The sequence below is a fragment of the Pseudactinotalea suaedae genome (assembly GCF_009733815.1).
Lineage (GTDB): Bacteria > Actinomycetota > Actinomycetes > Actinomycetales > Beutenbergiaceae > Pseudactinotalea > Pseudactinotalea suaedae.
Genome location: NZ_WNXY01000001.1, coordinates 660,817 through 683,170 on the forward strand (window position 1 = coordinate 660,817; position 22,354 = coordinate 683,170).

At 71.2% G+C, this 22,354-nt stretch carries 25 protein-coding genes; 20 read left to right on the top strand and 5 right to left on the bottom strand.

Annotated elements, in window-relative coordinates:
- Positions 1–33: 33 nt before the first annotated feature.
- From GPA04_RS03050 to GPA04_RS03060, 3 genes are read left to right on the top strand one after another with little or no spacing between them, the layout of a single operon-like run.
- The gene (locus tag GPA04_RS03050; protein WP_156222175.1) at positions 34–297 is read left to right on the top strand and encodes a phosphoribosyl-ATP diphosphatase; all 264 of its coding nucleotides are present in this window, start codon (positions 34–36) and stop codon (positions 295–297) included.
- A gap of 17 nt (positions 298–314) precedes the next feature.
- Positions 315–1,157 (top strand): ATP phosphoribosyltransferase, encoded by an 843-nt coding sequence (gene hisG, locus GPA04_RS03055; protein ID WP_156222177.1) that lies wholly within the window; start codon positions 315–317, stop codon positions 1,155–1,157.
- Positions 1,158–1,163: 6 nt separating this feature from the next.
- Positions 1,164–1,616 carry a PH domain-containing protein gene (locus GPA04_RS03060; RefSeq protein ID WP_156222179.1) on the top strand — a complete coding sequence of 151 codons (453 nt, stop codon included), beginning with the start codon at positions 1,164–1,166 and terminating at the stop codon, positions 1,614–1,616.
- Positions 1,617–1,631: 15 nt separating this feature from the next.
- On the opposite strand, the gene GPA04_RS03065 is transcribed toward GPA04_RS03060, so the two are convergent.
- Complete coding sequence (locus tag GPA04_RS03065) at positions 1,632–1,967, bottom strand: GroES family chaperonin (protein WP_241680551.1); 336 nt, start codon at positions 1,965–1,967, stop codon at positions 1,632–1,634.
- A gap of 11 nt (positions 1,968–1,978) precedes the next feature.
- Positions 1,979–3,046, bottom strand: coding sequence for a DUF3866 family protein (locus tag GPA04_RS03070; protein WP_206674088.1), 1,068 nt, complete (start codon positions 3,044–3,046; stop codon positions 1,979–1,981).
- 136 nt (positions 3,047–3,182) lie between these two features.
- Here GPA04_RS03070 and GPA04_RS03075 point away from each other — a divergent pair, with 136 nt between their 5' ends.
- From GPA04_RS03075 to GPA04_RS03115, 9 genes are all read left to right on the top strand, one after another.
- On the top strand, positions 3,183–4,148 hold the full coding sequence (locus tag GPA04_RS03075) for a helix-turn-helix transcriptional regulator (RefSeq protein ID WP_156222185.1): 966 nt from the start codon (positions 3,183–3,185) through the stop codon (positions 4,146–4,148).
- Entirely contained in the window at positions 4,145–5,116 is a 972-nt protein-coding gene (locus GPA04_RS03080; RefSeq protein ID WP_156222187.1) for a helix-turn-helix transcriptional regulator, read from the top strand. The genes GPA04_RS03075 and GPA04_RS03080 overlap by 4 nt, the downstream gene beginning before the upstream one ends.
- Before the next feature lie 25 nt (positions 5,117–5,141).
- A complete protein-coding gene (locus tag GPA04_RS03085) occupies positions 5,142–5,483 on the top strand; it encodes a hypothetical protein (RefSeq protein ID WP_156222189.1) in 342 nt (113 codons plus the stop codon).
- A gap of 98 nt (positions 5,484–5,581) precedes the next feature.
- Positions 5,582–5,878, top strand: a complete 297-nt coding sequence (gene tatA, locus GPA04_RS03090) for a Sec-independent protein translocase subunit TatA (RefSeq protein ID WP_156222191.1) — start codon at positions 5,582–5,584, stop codon at positions 5,876–5,878.
- Between the two features lie 6 nt (positions 5,879–5,884).
- Positions 5,885–6,775, top strand: coding sequence for a twin-arginine translocase subunit TatC (gene tatC / locus GPA04_RS03095; RefSeq protein WP_241680552.1), 891 nt, complete (start codon positions 5,885–5,887; stop codon positions 6,773–6,775).
- A 7-nt stretch (positions 6,776–6,782) separates the two neighbouring features.
- A complete protein-coding gene (locus tag GPA04_RS03100; RefSeq protein ID WP_156222193.1) occupies positions 6,783–7,709 on the top strand; it encodes a diacylglycerol/lipid kinase family protein in 927 nt (308 codons plus the stop codon).
- A gap of 4 nt (positions 7,710–7,713) precedes the next feature.
- Positions 7,714–10,479 (top strand): DEAD/DEAH box helicase, encoded by a 2,766-nt coding sequence (locus tag GPA04_RS03105; protein ID WP_156222195.1) that lies wholly within the window; start codon positions 7,714–7,716, stop codon positions 10,477–10,479.
- Between the two features lie 745 nt (positions 10,480–11,224).
- Complete coding sequence (gene lnt, locus GPA04_RS03110; RefSeq protein ID WP_241680553.1) at positions 11,225–12,793, top strand: apolipoprotein N-acyltransferase; 1,569 nt, start codon at positions 11,225–11,227, stop codon at positions 12,791–12,793.
- Positions 12,790–13,557, top strand: coding sequence for a polyprenol monophosphomannose synthase (locus GPA04_RS03115; protein WP_156222197.1), 768 nt, complete (start codon positions 12,790–12,792; stop codon positions 13,555–13,557). Before lnt ends, GPA04_RS03115 begins: the two co-directional genes overlap by 4 nt.
- Here GPA04_RS03115 and GPA04_RS03120 read toward each other — a convergent pair.
- Positions 13,533–13,880, bottom strand: coding sequence for an RNA polymerase-binding protein RbpA (locus GPA04_RS03120; protein WP_156222199.1), 348 nt, complete (start codon positions 13,878–13,880; stop codon positions 13,533–13,535). The genes GPA04_RS03115 and GPA04_RS03120 overlap by 25 nt on opposite strands.
- 175 nt (positions 13,881–14,055) lie before the next feature.
- Between GPA04_RS03120 and GPA04_RS03125 the strand changes: the two genes are divergently transcribed.
- Complete coding sequence (locus GPA04_RS03125; protein ID WP_156222432.1) at positions 14,056–15,000, top strand: aldo/keto reductase; 945 nt, start codon at positions 14,056–14,058, stop codon at positions 14,998–15,000.
- Here GPA04_RS03125 and GPA04_RS03130 read toward each other — a convergent pair.
- Together GPA04_RS03130 and GPA04_RS03135 are read right to left on the bottom strand one after the other, a co-directional pair.
- Positions 14,984–15,967, bottom strand: a complete 984-nt coding sequence (locus tag GPA04_RS03130) for a helix-turn-helix transcriptional regulator (RefSeq protein ID WP_156222201.1) — start codon at positions 15,965–15,967, stop codon at positions 14,984–14,986. The genes GPA04_RS03125 and GPA04_RS03130 overlap by 17 nt on opposite strands.
- Before the next feature lie 45 nt (positions 15,968–16,012).
- Positions 16,013–16,570 (bottom strand): mycothiol transferase, encoded by a 558-nt coding sequence (locus GPA04_RS03135; RefSeq protein WP_156222203.1) that lies wholly within the window; start codon positions 16,568–16,570, stop codon positions 16,013–16,015.
- 67 nt (positions 16,571–16,637) lie between these two features.
- Here GPA04_RS03135 and GPA04_RS03140 point away from each other — a divergent pair, with 67 nt between their 5' ends.
- From GPA04_RS03140 to GPA04_RS03170, 7 genes are all read left to right on the top strand, one after another.
- A complete protein-coding gene (locus GPA04_RS03140) occupies positions 16,638–17,078 on the top strand; it encodes a helix-turn-helix transcriptional regulator (RefSeq protein WP_156222205.1) in 441 nt (146 codons plus the stop codon).
- Between the two features lie 10 nt (positions 17,079–17,088).
- Positions 17,089–17,496 (top strand): VOC family protein, encoded by a 408-nt coding sequence (locus tag GPA04_RS03145; protein ID WP_156222207.1) that lies wholly within the window; start codon positions 17,089–17,091, stop codon positions 17,494–17,496.
- The gene (locus GPA04_RS03150) at positions 17,493–17,966 is read left to right on the top strand and encodes a pyridoxamine 5'-phosphate oxidase family protein (protein WP_156222209.1); all 474 of its coding nucleotides are present in this window, start codon (positions 17,493–17,495) and stop codon (positions 17,964–17,966) included. Before GPA04_RS03145 ends, GPA04_RS03150 begins: the two co-directional genes overlap by 4 nt.
- Positions 17,963–20,359, top strand: a complete 2,397-nt coding sequence (locus GPA04_RS03155) for an ATP-binding cassette domain-containing protein (protein ID WP_156222211.1) — start codon at positions 17,963–17,965, stop codon at positions 20,357–20,359. Before GPA04_RS03150 ends, GPA04_RS03155 begins: the two co-directional genes overlap by 4 nt.
- Positions 20,360–20,369: 10 nt before the next feature.
- Entirely contained in the window at positions 20,370–20,891 is a 522-nt protein-coding gene (locus GPA04_RS03160) for a glycine cleavage system transcriptional repressor (RefSeq protein WP_156222213.1), read from the top strand.
- Positions 20,888–21,358: a hypothetical protein gene (locus GPA04_RS03165; protein WP_156222215.1), complete on the top strand. Its 471-nt coding sequence runs from the start codon at positions 20,888–20,890 to the stop codon at positions 21,356–21,358. Before GPA04_RS03160 ends, GPA04_RS03165 begins: the two co-directional genes overlap by 4 nt.
- 74 nt (positions 21,359–21,432) lie before the next feature.
- On the top strand, positions 21,433–22,257 hold the full coding sequence (locus GPA04_RS03170) for an NAD-dependent epimerase/dehydratase family protein (RefSeq protein ID WP_156222218.1): 825 nt from the start codon (positions 21,433–21,435) through the stop codon (positions 22,255–22,257).
- The last annotated feature ends 97 nt before the right edge of the window (positions 22,258–22,354 follow it).

The following is a 22,354-nucleotide window of genomic DNA, read 5'->3' on the forward strand; positions in this document are numbered from 1 at the left end:
GAGGCGTCGGTGACGAAGGTAGGCTGACCGGCCGTGAAGACGTTCGACGAGCTGTTCGCAGAGCTGGCACGCAAGGCCGAGGAGCGACCCGCCGGTTCCGGCACGGTCGCGGAGCTCGACGCCGGCGTCCATGCGATCGGCAAGAAGATCGTGGAAGAGGCCGCCGAGGTGTGGATGGCGGCCGAGCACGAGGGCCAGGAGCAGACAGCGCTGGAGATCTCCCAGCTGCTGTACCACCTGCAGGTCCTCATGCTCTCGCGCGGGCTGACGCTCGCCGACGTCTACAAGCACCTGTGACCACCGAGGAGCCCCCGATGCTGCGCGTCGCCGTCCCCAACAAGGGCTCGCTGGCCGAGCCGGCCAGCGAGATGCTCCGGGAGGCCGGCTACCGGCAGCGCCGTGACGGCCGCGAGCTCGTGCTCGTGGACGAGGCCAACGACGTCGAGTTCTTCTTCCTGCGTCCGCGCGACATCGCGGTGTACGTCGGGTCCGGGACCGTCAACGCCGGGATCACGGGGCGCGACCTGCTGCTGGACTCCGACGTCGACGCGGTGGAGCACCGCGCGCTGGGGTTCGCGCAGTCGACGTTCCGCTACGCCGGTCCCGCCGGTGAGATCACCCGCCTCGAGCAGATCGCGGGCAAGCGGGTCGCGACCTCCTACCCGGTGCTCGTCGGCAACCACCTGCGCGAGCGCGGCGTCGAGGCCGAGGTGGTCCGGCTCGACGGCGCGATCGAGTCCACGGTGCGGCTCGGGGTCGCGGACCTCGTCGCCGACGTCGTCGAGACCGGCTCCACGCTGCGGGCGGCGGGCCTGGAGGTGTTCGGCGACCCGATCCTGCAGTCCGAGGCCGTGCTGATCCGTCCCGCCGGCGCCGAGCACCCGGGCCTGGCGATCCTCGACCGGCGGGTGCACGGCGTGCAGGTGGCGCGCCGATACGTGCTGATGGACTACGACGTGCCGGAGTCGGCCGTCGAGCGCGCAGTCGCGATCACGCCGGGTCTGGAGTCGCCGACCGTCTCGCCATTGCGCACCTCCGGGTGGGTGGCCGTGCGATCCATGGTCGAGCGCGACATCACCAACCAGGTGATGGACCGGCTGTACGAGGTCGGCGCGCGAGCCATCCTCGTCACGTCGATCGACGCCTGCCGTCTCTAGATCCCCATGCCGACGGCGGAGCGGGTCTTTCGACCGCGGTTCACCGTGGTCGTGTGCGTGGTGATCTCGCTGGCCTTCGTGGCAGGCGCCGCGTTCCTGCTGCTGACCCTGGCGGGTCTGGAGAGCGACCACACCGCCGACGCGCTGGCGATCGTGATCATCACGGTGATCGCGGTCCTGACGTGCTGGGTGCTCGGGCGGCCACGCGCCGTCGCGGACCGTGAGGGCATCGCGGTGCGCAACCCGATTCTGAGCCGGTACGTCGCCTGGGAGGAGATCGTGGCGGTGCGGTTCGGTCGTCACGACCCCTGGGTGCTGCTCGACCTCGCCGACGGCTCGTCACACCCGGTGCTGGCTGTCCAGGCCGCCGACGGCGCACGGGCGCGGCGCGACGCCGACTGGCTGCGCCGGCGTGTGGCGGCGCACGAGGGACAGGAACCGCCGGCCGCCGAGCGCTGACCCGGGGGAGCGCTGCTAGAGGTACAGCCCGGTCGAGACCTCGACGCGGGCGGCGGCCACGGCGTGGAGGTCCTTCTCGCGCAGGATCACATAGGTCTCGCCCTGGATCTCGACCTCGTGCTGCTGCTCCTCGCCGAACAGCACCTGGTCACCGACCTTCACGGTCCGCACGTGCGGACCGACGCCGAGCACCGCGGCCCAGTGCAGCCGGTGCGCCATCTGCGCCGTGGCCGGGATGACGAGACCAGCCGCTGACTTCCGCTCGGCATCGTCGGTGGACAGCTGCACGAGCACGCGGTCGTGCAGCATCATGATCGGGAGCTTCCCGGGGGGAGTCGTCGGCGCAGCCACGAGAACCCAACCTACGCCAGCGAGGCGGCATAGGCACCGGCCGCCGCGGCCGCGAGGAACGGCGTCGGGTCCTCGGCGAGGCCGCGCCCCATCGTGGACAACGGCACGGGGGATCCTCGGAGGGCCTCGGCGAGCCCGTCGACGGCGGTGCTCACCAGGGTGTGTCGCTCACCGAGCGCCTCGGCCTGGCTCTCGACGAGGGCGCCGAGGTCGCCGCCCAGCTCGGGGACGACGACGTCGGCCCGTGCCAGCGCGACGCGGCCGTAGGCGGTCAGGCTGTGGTGGGAGATGCCGCGGTGGCGCTCACGAGGGTCGGCGGCTGAGACCCGCAGGCTCGCGACCGGGCGGCCGCCCAGCGTCGCGACCGCGTTGATCGCATCGCCGGCGGCCACGCCGGAGAAGCCCCACCGGGTCCCGGTGCCGAGGTTGCCCGGTCCCTGGGCGACCACGACCACGTCGGCCTCGAGCACGAGCCGTGCCGCCAGCAACCCGGAGTGCAACGAGACGGCCTCGACGTCGCCGCCGAAGGCCTGCCCGACGGTGACCGATGCGTGCAGCCAGCCGGCCTCACGCAACCCGGCGACAGCGCGCGAGAACCACAGGGGCAAGGCTCCGCCGTCGGTCATCACGTAGACGACCCGCGCGCCCGGGCGCCGGCTGCGCACACCCGCGACGACGGCGGGCAGCGCCGAGTGCAGATCGGCGACGACCACGGGCAGCCCACCGAGGTCGTCGGCGTCACGGAGGAGGTCGTGCTGCTCGGACTCCTGCTCGTCGGCGCCGAGCACGAGCGTCTGCAGCGGTGTGTAGCGCGCTTTCACGAGGTGGCCGGGCGCGGGCGGAGGATCGGCGGGCAACCGGTCCGGCAGCGCGACGACGAAGCCGTAGCCGCCGGTGCCCAGCCCGCGCTGCAGCGCGGCCGTGGTGACCAGGACCCGGTCGCCGGGCCGCGGGTCGCCCACCAGCTCGGGGTAGGCGAGCGCCCGCACCGGCACCTGGTCGATCGTCACCACGAGCTCCTGTGCTCCCGGCCACGACGCGCCGACCTCGGCCACGATCCCTTCACGCCAGATGATCACGCCAGCGACCCTAGTCACCCGGCGACCACCGGCCTCCCTGGACGTGCGGTGACAGACCTGCAAGCGGGTCTGAGGTCCGGGACGCGCACCGGCGGCGTGAAGCAGCGCGCGCGATGCGCGCGCTAGCGTTGCGGACATGAGCGAGCGGGTCGATGCGGCGGAGCGGATGCTCGACCTCGTCATCGCGCTCTCGCACACGCGGCACCGGATGACCAAGTCGGAGATCCGCGCGAAGGTGCACGGCTACGGCACCAACAGCTCCACCGAGGCGTTCGAGAGGATGTTCGAGCGCGACAAGGAGCACCTGCGCGATCTCGGCATCCCCATCGTCACGCTGACCGACGCGGTCCACGAGGACGAGATCGGCTACCGCATCGACACGGCCGCCTACTCGTTGCCGCCGATCGACCTCACCCCGGCGCAGATGGGTGTGCTCTCGCTCGCGGCCGAGGTCTGGCAGGACTCGGCGTTCGCCGGGTCGGCTCGGCGCGGGCTCACCAAGCTGAAGGCTGTCGCGGGCAGCTCGACCACGGCGGCGCCCGGCGTGGCGCTGCGCGTCCGCGGCCCCGACCCGGCGATGAGCGACCTGATCGAGGCGATCGCCGAGCGTGTGCCCGTGCGGTTCACCTATCGCGCGGCGTACAGCGGCGAGACCACGGTGCGTGAGGTGGAGCCGTGGCGGGTGCACGCACGCGACCGCGGCTGGTACCTGGTCGGGTATGACCGGGACCGGCAGGCGCAGCGTTCGTTCCGGACCTCCCGCATCGTCGGCAAGGTGCAACGGGTGGGGGAGCCCGGCTCGGTCACCATCCCCGAGCACCGCCCGCCGACGCCGGAGCGCGTGTTCCACACACCGGTCCGGCTCGCGATCCGACCCGAGAGCGCCGCCGCGCTCCGTGCGCGCGGATCGGTCGTCGACTCGATCGAGGGCCCCACGGGGGCGCGCGACGTCGTCGCCCTGGACGTGAGCGACGTCGAGCACGTCGCCGACGAGGTGGCCGGCTACGGGCACTCGGTGCTCGTGCTCGACCCGCCCGAGCTGCGCGAGGCGGTGCTCGCCCGGCTCCGCGCCGTCGCGGCGCTGGGAGGTGCGCGATCGTGATCGAGTCCGCTCCCGACCGGTTGACCCGGATGCTCTCGATGGTCGCCTACCTGCGTGACAACCCCGCCGTGCCCGTCGCCGAGGTGGCCGAGCACTTCCGGATCAGTCCGGAGCAGGTGATCGCCGACGTCAACACGCTGTGGGTGTCGGGGACCCCCGGCTACATGCACGGTGACCTCATCGACTTCTCCGGCGACGACCTCGAGCACGGCGTCATCACGCTGCTGGACTCGCGCGACATGGACCGGCCGCTGCGGCTCTCGCCCGGCGAGGCGGTCGCGCTGCTCGTGGCCCTGCAGTCGCTCTCGCTCGCGTTCGACCACGGCGAGGACGCCTCCCTGGTCGACGAGACGATCGCGGTGCTGCGGGCCGCCGCGGGCGACGCCGCGAAGGCGGCCGACGCCGTGGAGGTGGCCGCACCGCGGCGCGACGTCGACGCACGCGCCGAGCGGATCCGGGCCGCGCTCAGCACGGGGCGCCGGTTGCACCTGCGGTACGTCTCGGCCTCGGACCAGACCACCGAGCGCGACGTCGACCCGCTGCAGCTGCTGACCGACGCCACACGGTGGTTCCTGGTCGCCTGGTGCCACCGCGCCCAGGGTGTGCGGCAGTTCCGGGTGGACCGCATCCTCGACGTGCAGGTCCTCGACGTCGCCGCAGACCCGCACCCGGACGTGCAGCTCACCGGACGCCCGGAGCCCGACACCGCGCAGGCGGCGCAGGTGCGGCTGGAGCTGAGCAGCCGGGCGCGCTGGTTCGCCGAACAGCTTCCCGGCGCCACGATCACCGAGCTCGACGACGGCTGGCTCGAGCTGACGATCGGGGTGGTGGATCTGGCCTGGCTCGACAACGTCGTGATGGCCCTCGGCGCCGAGGTGCGTGCGATCGAGCCGCCCGAGGTCGCCCGCCGCGTGAGCTCGCGCGCCCAGGCGGGCCTCGACGCCTACGCAGAGCTCGGACTGATCTAGCACGGCCGGCCACTAGGCTGGTCGCGTGATCTGGTTCGCGGTGTGGACGGTGCTGGTGCTCGCCACCATCGCCGGTGCCGTGCTGCTCGGGCTCCGGTTGTGGCGATCCGGCAAGGCGCTGCTGAAGCAGCTGGAGGCGACCGGTGAGGTCATGGACCGGCTGCAGACGCGGGTCGAGGAGCTCGAGGCCGCGCGCGTTCCCGAGCCGGTGTTCACGCCGTCGCTGCTGGCCACCGAGGAGCAGCGGGAGCGCTGGCGAACGATCCGGCAGGCCAACCGCGACACGCGGGCGGCGCGGCGCGCCGTCCGGCGCGGCCTGACCTACAAGCGTTGGGATGCGGTGCTCAGCACCTCGCCTCGTCGCTGAGGGCGCGACCCGCGACCCCTCGCTGGGCGTGAGCGGACGCCTACCGGGTTCGCGTCGCCTAGACTGACATGAAGCAACTCACTCGAAGCGGAGACATCATGCGTCTGCAGGCCTGGCACGCGATCGTGCTGCTCGTCGTGATCCTGCTGGTGTTCGGCGCCAGTCGGCTTCCCGACATCACCCGCAACGTCGGTCGATCGATGAAGATCTTCAAGGAAGAGGTCCGGGACCTCCGCGACGACGGCGACACCGTCAAGGACGCGGTCAACCCGACCCCGGAGATCAACAACACGACCGAGACACCGGTCAACACCATCACCACCGACGCTCAGCACGGGGTGACCCAGCCCGGCGGCAGCAGGCCGTCCGACGTTCCTCCCAGCCCCGGCCGGTAAGTGCCCGTGGCCCGTGAACAAGGGTCGCGGAAGAACAACCCCGAGGCGCGGATGGCGCTGGCGGAGCACCTGCGGGAGCTTCGCCGCCGGGTCATCTTCGCGACCGCAGGGATCCTGATCGGTGGGATCGTCGGCTGGATCCTGTACAACCCCAACACGATCGGGCCGATCGGTCTCCCCGGCGGCAGCACGCTGGGACCGATCGAGATCGTCGGCGTGTTCGAGGCGCTGCAGCGACCGATCGAGGAGCTGCAGGCGGTTCGACCCGAGCTCGTCACCCTGAACTTCCAGGGCATCGGCACGGCGTTCGACATGCAGCTCCGGATCGCGCTGTTCACCGGGCTGCTGCTCAGCTCGCCGTGGTGGATCTACCAGATCCTGGCGTTCATCACCCCCGGCCTGACCAAGAACGAGCGCAAGTACACGTTCGGTTTCATGGGCGTGGCCGTCCCGTTGTTCGCCACCGGCGCGATCCTGGCCTGGAGCGTGCTGCCCAAGGCGCTCGAGGTGCTGATCGGCTCGTTCACGCCCGACAACACCACGAACCTCCTCGCGGCGGACATCTACCTCAAGTTCGTCATGCAGTTCGTCCTCGCGTTCGGCATCGCCTTCCTGCTCCCGCTGGTGATGGTGGCCCTGAACTTCATGGGCGTCGTCAAGGCCGGACTGTGGCTCAAGGGCTGGCGCTGGGCGATCGTGGGCATCTTCACCTTCTGCGCCTTCGCCACACCGAACCCGGAGCCGACGGCCATGATCTTCATGGCGTTGCCGATCGTGGCGCTGTACTTCATCGCGGTCTACGTCTGCCACGTCCACGACAAGCGGGCCGCCAAGCGGCGCGCCCAGGAGGACGCCGAGCTCGCCGCAGCCGACGACGCGTCCACCGCGAACGCCTGAGCCCCCGATGGCCAGACTGGGCGTCGTCGTCAACCCTGCCGCGAACGGCAACCGTGGAAGCCTCCCGGGAACCGGGGTGCTGCGTGAGCTGGAGGCCGCCGGCCACGACGTCGTCGACCTGTCCGCCGAGGCCGCGGACGAGGCACAGCAGCGGGCCCACGCGGCGTGCGCCGCTGAGTCCGGACAGCTCGACGCGCTGATCGTGGTGGGCGGCGACGGCATGGTGCACCTCGGCGTCAACGCGGTCGCCGGCACCGACGTGCCGCTCGGCATCGTCGCGATCGGCAGCGGAAACGACTTCGCGCGCGCCGTGGGGCTGCCGGCGCACAACGGCCTCGACGCGCTACGTGCGCTCGAACGTGCCCTCGAGGCGGGGCCCCGGCGCGTGGACGTGCTCCGGTCCACGGGTGCGTTCGGCACGATCCGCACCGCGTGCGTGGTCTCCGTGGGCCTGGACGCCGCCGTCAACGCCCTCGCCAACAGCTACCGGTTCCCGCCCGGCGGCGGCAAGTACATCCGCGCCGCGCTGACCGAGCTGCGCGGCTTCAAGCCCTACGGCTACACGATCACGATCGACGGCGAGCGTCGCGAGATGCCCGGCACGCTGGTGGCCGTGGCGAACAGCCGCTACTTCGGCGGCGGCATGCAGATCGCGCCGAACGCGCAGATCGACGACGGTCTGGCCGACGTCGTGCTCGCCGGCGCGCTCACGCCGTGGCAGGCGACACGGATCTTCCCGCGCCTGTACGAGGGTTCCCACGTGCATCACCCCGCGGTCGAGATCATCCGCGCCAAGGAGGTCGTCGTCGAGCCGCTGGCGCCGCACCCGCAGCCGCCCGAGGCCTACGGCGACGGTGAGCGCATCGGGGCTGTCCCGATGCGGATCGCCGTCGAGCCGGGTGCGCTGCAGCTCCTCGCGCCCCACGTACGCTGACGACATGTCGTCACCTGCCGAGCGTTACGCGGCGGCGATGCGCCGACAGGCGCACGAACGCACCGAGCTCGCCCAGTTCGCGGGCACTCTCGAGTTCGAGCTCGACACCTTCCAGGTCGACGCCTGCCGCGCCGTCGAGGACGGTCGTGGGGTGCTGGTGGCCGCACCCACCGGAGCGGGCAAGACCGTGGTGGGGGAGTTCGCCGTCCACCTCGCGCTGACGCAGGGGCGCAAAGCCTTCTACACCACGCCGATCAAGGCGCTGAGCAACCAGAAGTACCAGGACCTCGTGCGACGCCACGGCGCCGCGTCCGTGGGGCTGCTGACAGGCGACACGGCGATCAACGGCGACGCCCCGGTGGTCGTGATGACCACCGAGGTGCTCCGCAACATGCTCTACGGCGGCTCCCCGGCGCTGGACGGTCTCGGGTTCGTGGTGATGGACGAGGTGCACTACCTCGCCGACCGTTTCCGCGGCCCCGTGTGGGAGGAGGTGATCCTGCACCTCTCGCTCGACGTGCAGGTGATCTCGCTGTCGGCGACGGTCTCGAACGCCGAGGAGTTCGGCGACTGGCTCTCCGAGGTGCGCGGCGAGTGCGCCGTGGTGGTCTCCGAGCACCGGCCGGTGCCGTTGTGGCAGCACGTCATGGTGGGCGCCGACCTGCACGACCTCTACTCCGGTGACGTCGACCCCACCCGTCCGGGTGTGACGCCGCCGATCTCGCACGACCTCGTCGAGGCCATCCGTGCGCTCGAGCGCTCCGGTGACCGGCGCCGCGGCGGCCGGGACACGCGCGGTCGTGGCCGTGGCCGCTACCAGCAGCGGCAGCCGATCGTGCGGCCACCCGCCCGTGGGGTCGTCGTCGACCGGCTCGACCGCGCCGGGCTACTGCCGGCCATCGTGTTCATCTTCTCCCGGGCCGGCTGCGATGCCGCCGTGGCCCAGGTGGTGCACTCGGGCGTGCGTCTGACCACGCCCGCGGAGCGGCACCAGATCGCCGACATCATCGCCGAGCGCACCGCGGCGCTGCCGCCCGAGGACCTCGACGTGCTCGGCTTCGACGCGTGGGAGCACGCCCTGCTCTCGGGCGTGGCCGCGCACCACGCCGGGCTGCTGCCGGTCTTCAAGGAGACCGTGGAGGCGTTGTTCACGCAGGGCCTGGTCAAGGTCGTGTTCGCCACCGAGACGCTCGCGCTGGGTATCAACATGCCGGCGCGCTCGGTCGTGCTCGAGAAGCTCGTCAAGTGGGACGGCAGCGGCCACGCCGCGATCACGGCGGGCGAGTACACCCAGCTGACCGGCCGCGCTGGGCGACGCGGCATCGACGTCGAGGGTCACGCCGTCGTGCTCTACGCCTCCGGGCTCGACCCGGTCGCGCTGGCCGGTCTCGCGTCCCGCCGCACCTACCCGTTGCGCTCCTCGTTCCGCCCGACCTACAACATGGCGGTCAACCTCATCGCCTCCGTGGGCTGGGAGCGGGCGCGGGAGGTGCTGGAGACCTCCTTCGCGCAGTTTCAGGCCGACCGTGCCGTCGTCGGGCTGGCGCGGCAGGCACGCAACCACAGCGAGGCCCTGGAGGGCTACGCGGACGCGATGCGGTGCCACCTGGGCGACTTCGGCGAGTACATGGAGCTGCGCCGCTCGATCTCCGACCTCGAGTCCGAGCTCTCGCGGGTCCGTTCGCGCGCGCAGCGTGAGGCGGTCGCCAGCACGATCGCCTCGCTCAGCCGGGGCGACGTCGTCCAGCTCCCCAGCGGGCGCAGGTCCGGTTTCGCGGTCGTCCTCGAGCCCCCGACGGCGGCCGGCTTGGACGGCGGGTCCGTCACGGTGCTCACGGGCGAGGGCCAGGTCCGGCGCCTCGTCGGCGCCGAGGTCCCGTACGGGACCCGGTCGGTGACGAGGGTCAAGATCCCCAAGGCGTTCAGCGGGCGCCGTCCGAAGGACCGGCGCGACCTGGTCTCCTCGATGCGGAACGCGCTCGGCGCCCTCGCCGAGGCGCGGCCCGAGCGGGGGCGGCGTCCTCCCGCCGTGGGGGAGGACCGCCTCACCGAGCTCAAGGCCGCGCTGCGCGCCCACCCGTGTCACGGCTGCGCCGACCGCGAGGAGCACGCGCGCTGGGCGCATCGCTACTTCAAGCTGCGCGACGAGCACGAGGCGCTGCTCCGGCGCATCGACGGCCGGACGTCGTCGATCGCCCGCGAGTTCGACAAGGTCTGCGGCGTGCTCGCCGAGCTGGGCTACCTGGCCGGTTCCGGTCCCGAGACCACGGTGACCGAGCACGGGGAGTGGCTGCGACGCGTCTACTCCGAGCAGGACCTGCTGGTGGTCGAGGCGTTGCGCACCGGGCTCTGGGACGACCTGGACCCCGCCGGACTCGCCGCGGTGGTGGCCGCCGTGCTGTACGAGTCGCGCTCTGACGAGCTGACGCCACGGCCACGCCTGAAGAGCCGCGTGGTGGCGCAGGCCGTGGACGCCACCGAGGTGCTGGCGCGCGATCTCGCTGTCGTCGAGGCCGAGGCCGGGCTCAACCCGCGATCTCCGCTGGATCTCGGACTGGTGGCCGCGGTGGACCGGTGGGCGCGCGGCGCCCACCTCGACGAGGTGATCGACTCCGACCTCGCCGCCGGCGACTTCGTGCGCTGGGCCAAGCAGGTCATCGACCTGCTGGACCAGCTGAGCGACGCGGCGCCGTCGAGCTCGCTCCAGGACACCGCTCATCGCGCGGTCCGTGCAGTCCGGCGCGGGATCGTCGCGCTCGGGACCGTCTGAGCCCCACCTTCTCGCGCGCGGCGGTGGGACTTGAGCCCACCGGTTGCACGTGGCGGTGAGACAGGACCCACCGGTTGCACGTGGCGGTGAGACAGGGCCCACCGGTTGCACGCGGCGGTGGGACAGGGCCCACCAGTTGCACGCGGCGGTGAGACAGGGCCCACCAGTTGCACGCGGCGGTGAGATAGGGCCCACCAGTTGCACGCGGCGGTGAGATAGGGCCCACCGGTCGCACGCGGCGGTGAGATACGGCCCACCGGTTGCAGGCGGCGGTGAGATAGGGCCCATCGGGGGCACCCGCGTGGGCGCTACGTCACCGCCGCCACCCCGGCGTGGGCGCTAAGTTACCGCCGCTACCCGGGCGTGGGCGCTAAGTCACCGCCGCTGCCCACTGCGGCCGCTGCGTCGGCGACGCTCTCGGCCTCAGGCGTCGCCGCGCCGGCCGCAGACACACCGGCGACACGCCGGAGTCGTCGAGAAATGCCGCAACTGGTCTCAGAGCGCTGACCTGCGCGAACGCCCGTGACCTGCGATGACGCATGCTTGGCGGCACTGCCGAACGTCGGTATGTTCGCTCCCTGTACTGCTGCAGGGGGAGAACCTCCGCGCAGTCACCGACCAGGCCCGCGCGTTCACTAGAAAACGGGGCCCCGAGACCGGGGCAGCGGACCGAAGGACGTGCGGGCCGGTCGGTGCCAGCGGGGGAGCGGCCGGTCGGTGCCGGCGAGGAACGTATCCTGGGCCGGTGCCTCAGCTCCAGCCGCGACGACTCACGACCGCGGCGGTGGCGATCGTGGGCGGTCTGCTCACCGACACGGCCTTTCCGCAGCGCAGCTGGTGGCCGATGGCCATCATCGGCGTCGCGCTGCTCGTGCTGGCCCTGCGCCGGGACTCCGCCCGGTGGGCCGCCGCCGTTGGCTTCCTCTGGGGCATCTCGTTCTTCCTGCCCCACATCTGGTGGGCCAACGAAGCGGTGGGCGTGATCCCATGGATCGCCCTGTCCGTCGCCGAGGCCGGCATCGTCGCCGCCACCTGCGCCGCGTGGGTGTGGGTCCGACGAGGGACGTTGCTGCAGCGGCTCGTGCTCGGGCAGGCCGCGGTGTTCGGCGTCGTCTGGGCGGTGGGGGAGCAGCTTCGTCAGGTCTGGCCGTTCGGGGGCTTCCCCTGGGGCAGGCTCGCGTTCTCGCAGACCGACTCACCGTTGCTCAGGCTGGCCTCCCTGGGTGGCGCACCGCTGGTGTCCGCCGTCGTGGCCGCGCTCGGTCTGCTGCTCGCGAGCGTCGCGGTGACGCTGCGACAGGCGGACACCGTGCGCCTCATCGGTGCTCCCGCCGCGGTGGCCGCGGTGCTCGGGCTCAGCCTCCTGGTGCCGCTGGGCACGCACGGCTCCGCCGGGCAGCTGCGCGTCGGCGCGGTGCAGGGCAACGTCGCCGAGCCTGGGCTGGGTGCGTTCGCCAACGCCTACGAGGTGCTCAACAACCACGTGAGCGGTACCGAGCAGCTCGCCGAGGACGTCGGCGCCGGCGGTGTCGATCTGGTCGTCTGGCCCGAGAACTCCTCCGACTACAACCCGCGCGCCTACGAGGACGCGCGGGTGCTGGTCGAGCAGGCGGTCGCGGCTGTCGGGGTGCCGCTGCTGTTCGGCACGGACCGGTACGTCGAGGCCGGCGACGAGCCCGGCGCCGTCGACGAGCGGTACAACGACATGGTGCTGTGGCTGCCCGGGGAGGGTCCGGTCGAGGCCTACTCCAAGCAGATCCCTGCCGCGTTCGCCGAGTACATCCCGATGCGCGAGGTCGCTCGGATCTTCTCCTCCGCCGTCGACCTTGTCGGGACCGACATGGCCCGCGGGACCGAGATCGCGGTCGTGGACGTGCCGGTCGCCACGCTCGAGCGCGACGTCCCGGTGGGCACGATCATCTGCTTCGAGGTGGCCTACGACGCGCTGATCCGGGAGTCGGTGGTCGGTGGCGCCGAGGTGCTGTTCGTCCCGACGAACAACGCCTCCTTCGGCTACTCGGCCGAGTCGGAGCAGCAGCTGGCGATGTCGCGGTTCCGCGCGGTCGAGCACGGCCGTGCCACCATCCAGATCTCGACCGTGGGTGTGAGCGGGGTGATCGCGCCCAACGGTGTGGTGCTGGAGACCACCGAGCTGTTCACGGCCGACCAGCTCGTGGCGACGGTGCCGCTGCGGACCGAGCTCACGATCAGCGACCGGCTGGGTGACGCCCCGGTCGTAGCATTCACCCTGTTCACGGTGCTGGCGCTGCTCACCGGTATCGCCACCGCACCACGGCGGAAGCGTCGCCGATGAGGACGCTCGTCATCATGCCGACCTACAACGAGCGGGATGCGCTGCCGACGACGCTCGCGCACCTGCGGGCGACGATTCCCGGTGTCGACGTGCTCGTCGTCGACGACAGCTCGCCCGACGGCACCGGCGTCTGGGCCGACGGCGCTGCCGCCTCCGACCCGCAGGTCGAGGTGCTGCACCGCGCGGGCAAGGAAGGGCTCGGCCGCGCCTACCTGGACGGCTTCCGCTGGGCGCTGGCACAGGGCTACGACGCCGTCGTCGAGATGGATGCCGACGGCTCGCACCGCGCGGAGGACCTGCCCGCGCTGCTGGCGGCCGCTGCTGCGGACCCCGCGCCCGATCTCGTGATCGGGTCGCGCTGGGTACCCGGGGGCGCGGTCGTGAACTGGCCGTGGACCCGCCAGCTCATCAGCAAGCTGGGCACGGGCTACGCCCGGCTCGCGCTGCGGCTGAGCGTGCGGGACGCGACCGCCGGGTTCCGGGTCTACCCGGCGCGCACGTTGCGCCGGCTGCCGCTGGAACAGGTCGAGTCGCAGGGCTACTGCTTCCAGATCGACATGACCTGGCGCGTGGAACGGGCGCGGGGGCGTGTCGTGGAGGTCCCGATCACGTTCGTGGAACGTACCCAGGGGACATCAAAGATGAGCCGGGCGATCGCCGTGGAGGCGATCACCCGGCTCACCGAGTGGGGTCTTGACGACCGTCGACGCCGGATCAAGCTCCGGGTCCGTCGGTTGGTTCAGGCGCTTCGGCGCCGCGCCTGACCGCTGCGCAGCAGCGCGAGGCGCTCGTCGAGAAGCTCTTCGAGCTCACCGACGGTGCGGCGCTCGAGCAGCATGTCCCAGTGGGTGCGCTGCTTCTTGGTCGCCTTGGGCTCGGGGCGCGTCGCGTCACGCAGCAGCGCCTCACCGCCGCCGGGTGCCTCCCAGACAGCGGGGACATCTGCCTCAGCGCTGAACGGAATGACGATGACCCGGCCATCGGGGCAGTCGTAGACTGCCTCGATCCGAGGGGCGAACTCGACGCCGACCTCGGTCTCCAGGCTGTTCGCACCGATCTTCATCCCTCGCAGGGAACGTTCGGCCATGGTCTCCTCCTTCGCGTACGTGCAGGCGCGGGTGGTGCTGCGTCCGTACTCTTCATCTCAACGGATCATCATCCAGTGGTGTTCCGCGCGGCTGGTGAAGGTGCTGTGAAGCCTTGCGGGTGCGGGTGCGCAGATATGCCCGTCCGGCCGCCACAGATACGCTGGCCGGGTGCAGATGACCTACCGCCAGCTCGGCCGTTCCGGACTTACCGTCTCTACCGTGGGGCTGGGGTGCAACGCCTTCGGCACCACCATACTTCCCGACGACGTCCCCGCCGTGGTCGATGCGGCGTTGGAGGCCGGGATCACACTGTTCGACACCGCTGACGTCTACGGCGGCGAGCCCGGCATGAGCGAGCAGCTGCTCGGCAAGGCTCTGGGCTCCAGGCGCGACGCCGTGGTGGTGGCTACCAAGTTCGGCATGGACATGCGCGGCGCGAACGGACCCGACTGGGGCGTGCGGGGCTCCCGCCGCTACATCCGCACCGCCGTCGAGGCGTCGTTGCGTCGGCTGGGGACCGATCACATCGACCTGTACCAGATGCACCGGTACGACGACGCGACCCCGTTGGAGGAGACGCTGGCGGCGCTGCACGAGCTCGTGCTCGAGGGCAAGGTCCGTTACCTGGGGTCGTCGAACTTCACCGGCTGGCAGATCGTGGACGCGGACTGGATCGCCCGCACCGCCGGCGGCAGCCCGATGATCTCCGTGCAGAACGCCTACTCGCTGCTGGAGCGCGGCGTCGAGTCCGAGGTGATCCCCGCCGCCGAGCACGTCGGCGCCGGGATGCTGCCGTACTTCCCGCTGGCTTCCGGTCTGCTGACCGGCAAGTACCGCCGTGGTGAGGCGGCGCCGGAAGGCACCCGCCTCACGCAGCGCCCCGAGCGGCTCGAGGCCGCCAACTTCGACGTGATCGAGGCGATCCGCGCCTTCGCCGAGCAGCGCGAGGTGCCGATGGCGACGGTGGCGATCGGTTACCTCGCGGCGCAGGACGTCGTGGGATCGGTGATCAGTGGCGCGTCCCGGCCCGAGCAGGTGCGGTCGAACGCCGCTGCGCTGGAGTGGGAGCCGACCGAGGCCGACCTGGCCGAGCTCGACGAGATCACGACGGCTCGCTAGCAGCGTCGGAGACGTCCGCGCGCTGCGGGGCCGCGGCCGCGGCTGCCAGCAGTCGCTCTCCGAGCCTGCGCAGCTGGTCGGCGACCTCGGGAGGTGTGATCACCCGGAACGGCGCACCGATCTCAGCCAGCTTGACGGCGTACCAGTCGGGTGTGCTGGTGCTGCCGAGCAGCCGGGTGGTGCCGTCGGGCAGCTGCTCGAGCCGGCCGAGCTGGCGGGGGACCCACCAGCGCACCCGCTCCGCGGGCGCCTCGATGATCACCTCGACGGCGAGCTGCCAGCCCTCCGAGAGGTGCTCCTCGACGGCCGCCAGCAGGTCGAGCTCCTCAGGGGGCTCGAACGACTCCGCCAGCGGGTGGACCGACTCGATCCGGTCGACCCGATAGAGCCGACGAGCCTGACGGTCACGGGACCAGCAGAGCACGTACCAGTAGCCCCGGCGCGGGACCACACCCCAGGGGTCGATCTCGGTGGCGAAGGAGTGCTCGGCGCAGTAGCGGATGCGCACGGCGTGCCGTGCGCCCACCGCCTCCACCAGCTGGGCCACGACGGCGCCGTCCACCTCGGGGCCGGCCGGGGGAGTGGGTACGAGGGCCCGGACGCCGTCGACCGCACCGGCGAGCGAGGCCGGAAGCACGCGGGTGAGCTTGTCGAGAGCTCGTCCGGCCGCGTCGTCGCGTCCGTGCCGGCTCTCGACGGCGGCCATCGTCAGCCCCAGCGCCTCGGACATCGTGAACCGCAGCGGCGCCGGGCGGGCGCCCCGCCCGATCTGGTAGCCGCCGTAGCGACCCGGGGCCGACTCGACCGGGATGTCCGCCTCGCGCAGGATCGCGACGTAGCGTCGCGCGGCGCGGTCGCTCACCCCGAGCCTGTCGCCGAGGTCGGCAGCCGTGATGCCGGGGCGGTCCTGGATGAGCGCGAACGCCAGCAGGGCGCGGGAGGTCGGGCTGTCGCCGTCGAGACCCATCAGGGCAGGCTAGAGGAGGCGCGGAGCCGGGTGGAAGGCCACGCGCTAGATGCGCCAGGCCGGCGGCGGGTCCTCGCCGACCCGGCCGTCGATCGCCTCGCGGATGATGTCGGCGTGCCCGGTGTGCCGGCTGTACTCCTCGAGGAGGTCGAACGCCAGCCTGCGCAGGCTCACGACGAAGCCGTCGTCGGCGCCCCAGGCGATCTGCTGCTCGAGACCGCCGTCGGCGACCGCCTCGGCGATCCGGGTGCGTGCGCGAGCCACGGCGTCGTCCCAGAGCGCGTAGAGCTGCTCGGCGCCGAGACCGGTCGTGTCGAACGTGAAGGCCTTGGGGTCGCCGTCGTACGACGCCATGCCCGACCACGGCGGGCCGTACGGCGCACCCGAGAGGTTCGGTCCCCACTTCTCGTCCTCGACGCACGCGAGGTGCTTGAGCAGCCCGCCGAGGGTGAGGCTGGAGGCCGCCACGGTGCGGTTGAGCGCGGCCTCGTCGAGGCCGTCGGCCTTCCAGCGAAAGGTCGCACGCTGCCGCTCGAGGGCGCCGAGCAGGTGCTCGATCTCGGAGCCGTCGAAGGGTGGTTCCCACGCAGGTGTCGCTGTCATGGAGCGAGGCTAGGGAGTACCGCGGACGAGCGGCTTCCGCATACCGGGGAAGTGGCAGGATGGCGCCATGGCCAGCCGACCGGACGCGGATCGACTGCGCGAGCTGAAGCTGCTGCGCCAGGTGCGGGACCGGATCGACCGCGACTACCGCGAGCCGCTGGACGTCCCCGCGCTCGCCGGCTGCGTGCACATGTCGGCCGGGCACCTGAGCCGGCGGTTCAAGCAGGAGTACGGCGAGTCCCCCTACTCCTACCTGATGACCCGCCGCATCGAACGCGCGATGACCCTGCTGCGCCGGGGCGACCTGTCGGTGACCGAGGTGTGCTTCGCCGTCGGGTCCTCGTCCCTGGGGACCTTCAGCACGAGGTTCACCGAGCTCGTGGGGATGCCGCCGAGCACCTACCGGGACCGGGCCAAGGAGGAGCTGCGCGGGCTCCCGTCGATGGTCGTCAAGAGGGTGGCCAGACCGATCAGGAATCGAGAAGCGCCACCGAGGCCGACGGCCTAGCGTGAACGCCATGGCGATCACCCTGCACACCACGTTCCTGCCGCACGACGACCCGGAGGCCGCGAAGGCCTTCTACCGCGACCTCCTCGGCTTCGAGGTGCGCCAGGAGGTCGGCTACAACGACATGCACTGGATCACGGTGGGCCCGCCGGATCAGCACGACGTCAACATCGTGCTGTACCCGCCCGGCGCCGACCCGGCGATCAGCGACGACGAGCGCCGCACGATCACGGAGATGATGGCGAAGGGCACGTTCGCCAGCATGCTGCTGGCGAGCGACGACCTCGACGCGACCTTCGCGACCCTCGAGGCCGGCGGCGCCGAGATCCTCCAGGAGCCGGCCGACCAGGACTGGGGCGTGCGTGACTGCGCCGTGCGCGACCCCGCCGGCAACACGCTCCGCATCCAGCAGCGGTGAGCGGGGCTGCGGACCGGCGCAGCGGAGCGCAACGGCGCCGTGACGTCGAGGGCCGGCTCCTCGCGGACAACGACGCCTGGGTGGCGACCGCGAGCCCGGACGGCGAGCCCCACCTGGTGCCGCTGTCCTACCACTGGGACGGTGCCACCCTGCTGCTCGCGACGCCCGCCGACAGTCCGACCGGTCGCAATCTCGAACGGGGCGGCACCGTGCGACTCGCGCTCGGGCACACCCGCGACGTCTGCCTCGTGGACGGTACGGTCGAGACCCTGACGATGGCAGCGGTGCCGCGCGAGCGTGCCGACGCCTTCGCCGCCCACACCGGGTTCGACCCCCGTAACCTCACCACCCCCTACCACTGGTACCGCGTGACACCACGCCGGGTGCAGGCCTGGCGCGAGGAGAACGAGCTCGCCGGGCGCGAGCTGATGCGCGATGGCCGGTGGATCGTCCCGACAGGAGCCGCATGAGCACCACCGCCGACAGCCACGACCTGATCAGGGTCAGGGGTGCGAGGGAGAACAACCTCAAGGACATCAGCGTCGAGATCCCCAAGCGCCGGCTGACGGTCTTCACCGGGGTGTCGGGCTCGGGGAAGAGCTCGCTGGTGTTCGACACCATCGCGGCCGAGTCCAAGCGCCTGATCGACGAGACCTACCCGGCCTTCGTGCAGGGCTTCATGCCGACCCTCGCGCGACCCGACGTCGACGTGCTGGAAGGGCTGACGCCGGCGATCATCGTGGACCAGGAGCGGCTGGGTGCCAACCCTCGGTCGACCGTGGGCACGGTCACCGACGCGAACGCGCTGCTCCGCATCCTCTTCAGCCGGGTGGGGGAGCCGAGCATCGGCTCGCCGAACGCCTACTCCTTCAACGTGCCGTCCGTCAGCGCGAGCGGCGCCATCACGGTGCAGCGCGGCGGCAAGACGATCTCGGAGAAGGCATCCTTCAACCAGCTCGGTGGCATGTGCCCGAAGTGCGAGGGACGCGGCTCGGTCTCCGACTTCGACCTGACGGCGCTGTACGACGAGAACAAGTCGATCGCCGAGGGCGCCCTCACGATCCCCGGTTACGGTCCGGGGACCTGGTACGCGCGGATGTTCGAGCACTCCGAGTTCTTCCCGGGGGACAAGCCGATCAAGAGCTTCACCAAGCGGCAGCTGCACGACCTGCTCTACAAGGAGCCCACGAAGGTCAAGGCCGAGGGCATCAACATCACCTTCGAGGGCTTGATCCCGCGGATCCAGAAGTCGTTCCTGTCCAAGGACGTGGAGGCGATGCAGCCGCACGTGCGGCGGTTCGTCGAGAGCGCCATCACGTTCGGGACCTGCCAGGAGTGCGGCGGGACGCGGCTGGCGCCGGAGGCACGGTCCTCGAAGATCAAGGACAAGAACATCGCCGACCTGTGCGCGATGCAGATCACCGACCTGGCCGAGTGGGTGCGGCAGCTGGACGAGCCCCGCTACGACGCGGTGGCGCCGCTGCTGGGAGCCCTGAGCGACCTGCTGGACTCGTTCGTGGCGATCGGGCTGGGATACCTCTCGCTGGAGCGGTCGTCGGGATCGCTGTCCGGGGGAGAGGCGCAGCGGACGAAGATGATCCGGCACCTCGGGTCGGCGCTGACCGACGTGACGTACGTCTTCGACGAGCCCACGATCGGCCTGCACCCGCACGACATCGCTCGCATGAACGATCTGCTGCTGCAGCTGCGTGACAAGGGCAACACGGTGCTGGTGGTCGAGCACAAGCCCGAGACCATCGCGATCGGCGACCACGTGGTCGACCTGGGGCCGGGCGCGGGGACCGCCGGGGGAGAGGTGATGTTCACCGGCAGCGTGGCCGGGCTGCGTTCCAGCGACACCGTGACCGGCAAGCACCTCGACGACAGGGCGAGGTTGAAGGACGCGGTGCGCTCCGCCGTCGGGCAGATCGAGGTGCGCGGGGCGAGCGGGAACAACCTGAAGGATGTCGACGTCGACATCCCGCTGGGCGTGCTGGTGGCGATCACGGGCGTGGCCGGGTCGGGGAAGAGCTCGTTGATCGGGGGTTCGGTCGCCGGGCGTGACGGCGTCGCGGTGATCGACCAGCGCGGCATCAAGGGCTCCCGGCGGAGCAACCCGGCCACCTACACGGGGCTGCTGGAGCCGATCCGCAAGGCGTTCGCGAAGGCGAACGGGGTGAAGCCGGCGCTGTTCAGCGCGAACTCCGAGGGTGCCTGCCCGGTGTGCAACGGTGCCGGCACGATCGAGACGGACCTCGGTCCGATGGCAAGTGTCACCACGACGTGCGAGGAGTGCGGCGGTCGGCGGTTCCAGGCCGCGGTGCTGGAGTACACCTTCGGCGAGAAGAACATCGCCGAGGTGCTCGAGATGCCGGTGACCGAGGCGCACGCCTACTTCTCCGAGGGTGAGGCCCAGACCCCCGCCGCGACGAAGATCCTGGAGCGGCTGGCCGACGTCGGGCTGGGCTACCTCACGCTGGGGCAGGCGCTGAACACGCTGTCCGGCGGCGAGCGCCAGCGGTTGAAGCTGGCCACGCAGATGGGGGAGAAGGGCGCCGACGTCTACGTGCTCGACGAGCCCACCACGGGACTGCACCTGGCGGACGTCGAGGCGCTGCTCGGACTGCTGGACCGGCTCGTCGACTCCGGCAGGTCGGTCATCGTGATCGAGCACCACCAGGCCGTGATGGCGCACGCCGACTGGATCATCGACCTCGGTCCCGGCGCAGGGCACGACGGCGGGGCCATCGTGTTCGAGGGAACGCCGGCCGATCTCGTGGCCCAGCGGGCGACGCTGACGGGGGAGCACCTGGCGGACTACGTGAGCTTGGAGCAGCCCTCGGCCAGCACGGCCCTGGGCTAGCGTGACGCCCATGACGCAACTGGTGCTCACCGCTGTCGGGGACGACCGGGAGGGACTGGTGTCGGCGCTGTCCCGAGCCGTCGAGGATCACGGTGGCAACTGGCTCGACAGCCAGCTGGCCAGGCTGGCCGGCAAGTTCGCCGGCATCGTGCTCGTCGAGGTGCCGGACGCAAACGTCGCTGCCTTCACCGACGCGACCGCGGGACTCCTGGACCAGCTCGGCTGGAAGGTCGACGTCAACCCGGCAGGCGCCGGGGGAGCGGCAGGGAGGGAGGTGCAGGTGCATCTCGTGGGACTGGACCGCCCGGGCATGGTCCGGCAGGTGAGCTCGGCACTGGCGGCGCGACGCGTGAGCATCCGCGACTTCCGGTCGTGGACGCAGAACGCACCGCAGGGCGGTGGCCTGCTCTTCGAGGCCGAGGCAGTCGTGACGTTGCCGACCGGTGTCGACGTCGAAACGGTACGAGCGGCACTGGAGCCGATCGCGGACGAGCTGATGGTGGACCTCGATCTCGCCGAGCCGGCGAGTTGACCAACGACAGCGCCGAGCCGTCGCTTCTCGAAGACTTCCTCTCCGAGGACACCCGTCGGGTCCTGCACGCGACGTGGGAGGTCGTCCGCACACGCGACGGCGCATTGCTCGACCCGCTCGTCGCCGCACTGCCCAGGATCCGGCGTGCCACCGATCGCCTGGACCTCGGAGGTGCGTTGCACTCGAACCGCGTCAGTCTCGAGCACGCCCTGGACAAGATCGAGAGCTATCGGGACAAGTCCTGCTGGTGCGCCAGCTACCCAGGCCTGTCCTTCTACGAGCCACCCAAGGAAGAGCGAGCCGGGCACGTCCGGATCCTCGCGACGAGCGAGCCCGGCTGGTCCATGACGTTCCACTGCGCGTGCGCGCTCTGCGGCCAGGAGTTCGACGTCGAGCAGGGTGACTACCACTACACGTGGTGGAAGTGGGTGCCCCGGGGTGTGAAGCGGCGGCGGCGCACGACGTAGCTGCGGAATGCGGAAACCAGACCCGGCCGGTGATCCAGCTTCATCCACCAGCGTCTGAGCGGCAGACTGGGGCCATGAGTCGTAGACGTGTCCTGCTCACTGGTGCCACCGGGTACGTCGCCGGGCAGCTGCTGCCCGTGCTGCGCGAGCGCTATGACCTGACGATGGTCGACGTCCGCGACACCGACAGGGACGGGCGTCCGGTCGAGGGTGTGCAGCTGGTCGACCTGTTGGCCGCGGACGAGGATGAACTGCGAGGGCTGTTCGAGGGCGTCGAGGTGATCGTGCACGCCGGGTACGCCCGTGCGGAAGGCGCCCCGAGCTATGCCGCCGAGCGGCGCAATCTCGACATGACGGCCCGCGTGTTCGAGGCTGCCCAGCTGGCCGGGGTGCGGCGGGTCGTGGTCACCAGCACCAACCAGGCCTCCAAGTGGTACGAGCAGCCGTGGAAGGCCGGCCGCATCGATCGGGTGGACCCGTACGACTACCCGCGGCCCGACACGTTCTACGGCTGGGCCAAGGCTGCGTACGAGTCGCTCGGGTTCCTCTACGCCAGCGGCGGCGCCGGACCGGTCGTGGAGAACGTCCACGTGCGGATCGTCTGCCCGCGGCCGATCCGTGCGGAGGACTTCATCGATCGTCCGACCGTGGACTACCTGCGCGACATCACCGGCTGGGTCTCCGAGCGCGACCTGCAGCAGCTCTACGTCCGCTGCATCGAGGCAGAGTCGGTCGACGACGAGCACGGCGTCCCGTTCCAGATCTTCTACGGCGTCTCGGGCAACGCCCGCACCTTCTGGTCGATCGCCAACGCACGCCGGGTCATCGGCTACGAACCCCAGGACGACTCCGAGATCGCATTCGCCGACGAGATCGCCGCCCGGACTCACCAGAGCTGACGTCTCTCACCGGCGGCGAGAACTCATGCGCGGCTGAGCGTGAAGAGTGACAAGTCGGGCCCATCCCGTCACGATGTGTCGAGCAGATGTAGCGATG

Coding starts and splice junctions, on each gene's coding strand:
- hisG (WP_156222177.1), top strand. CDS start 315: ATGCTGCGCGTCGCCGTCCCCAACAAGGGCTCGCTGGCCGAGCCGGCC.
- GPA04_RS03060 (WP_156222179.1), top strand. CDS start 1,164: ATGCCGACGGCGGAGCGGGTCTTTCGACCGCGGTTCACCGTGGTCGTG.
- GPA04_RS03075 (WP_156222185.1), top strand. CDS start 3,183: ATGAGCGAGCGGGTCGATGCGGCGGAGCGGATGCTCGACCTCGTCATC.
- tatA (WP_156222191.1), top strand. CDS start 5,582: ATGCGTCTGCAGGCCTGGCACGCGATCGTGCTGCTCGTCGTGATCCTG.
- GPA04_RS03100 (WP_156222193.1), top strand. CDS start 6,783: ATGGCCAGACTGGGCGTCGTCGTCAACCCTGCCGCGAACGGCAACCGT.
- GPA04_RS03105 (WP_156222195.1), top strand. CDS start 7,714: ATGTCGTCACCTGCCGAGCGTTACGCGGCGGCGATGCGCCGACAGGCG.
- GPA04_RS03115 (WP_156222197.1), top strand. CDS start 12,790: ATGAGGACGCTCGTCATCATGCCGACCTACAACGAGCGGGATGCGCTG.
- GPA04_RS03120 (WP_156222199.1), bottom strand. CDS start 13,880: ATGGCCGAACGTTCCCTGCGAGGGATGAAGATCGGTGCGAACAGCCTG.
- GPA04_RS03125 (WP_156222432.1), top strand. CDS start 14,056: ATGACCTACCGCCAGCTCGGCCGTTCCGGACTTACCGTCTCTACCGTG.
- GPA04_RS03130 (WP_156222201.1), bottom strand. CDS start 15,967: ATGGGTCTCGACGGCGACAGCCCGACCTCCCGCGCCCTGCTGGCGTTC.
- GPA04_RS03135 (WP_156222203.1), bottom strand. CDS start 16,570: ATGACAGCGACACCTGCGTGGGAACCACCCTTCGACGGCTCCGAGATC.
- GPA04_RS03140 (WP_156222205.1), top strand. CDS start 16,638: ATGGCCAGCCGACCGGACGCGGATCGACTGCGCGAGCTGAAGCTGCTG.
- GPA04_RS03145 (WP_156222207.1), top strand. CDS start 17,089: ATGGCGATCACCCTGCACACCACGTTCCTGCCGCACGACGACCCGGAG.
- GPA04_RS03155 (WP_156222211.1), top strand. CDS start 17,963: ATGAGCACCACCGCCGACAGCCACGACCTGATCAGGGTCAGGGGTGCG.
- GPA04_RS03160 (WP_156222213.1), top strand. CDS start 20,370: ATGACGCAACTGGTGCTCACCGCTGTCGGGGACGACCGGGAGGGACTG.
- GPA04_RS03170 (WP_156222218.1), top strand. CDS start 21,433: ATGAGTCGTAGACGTGTCCTGCTCACTGGTGCCACCGGGTACGTCGCC.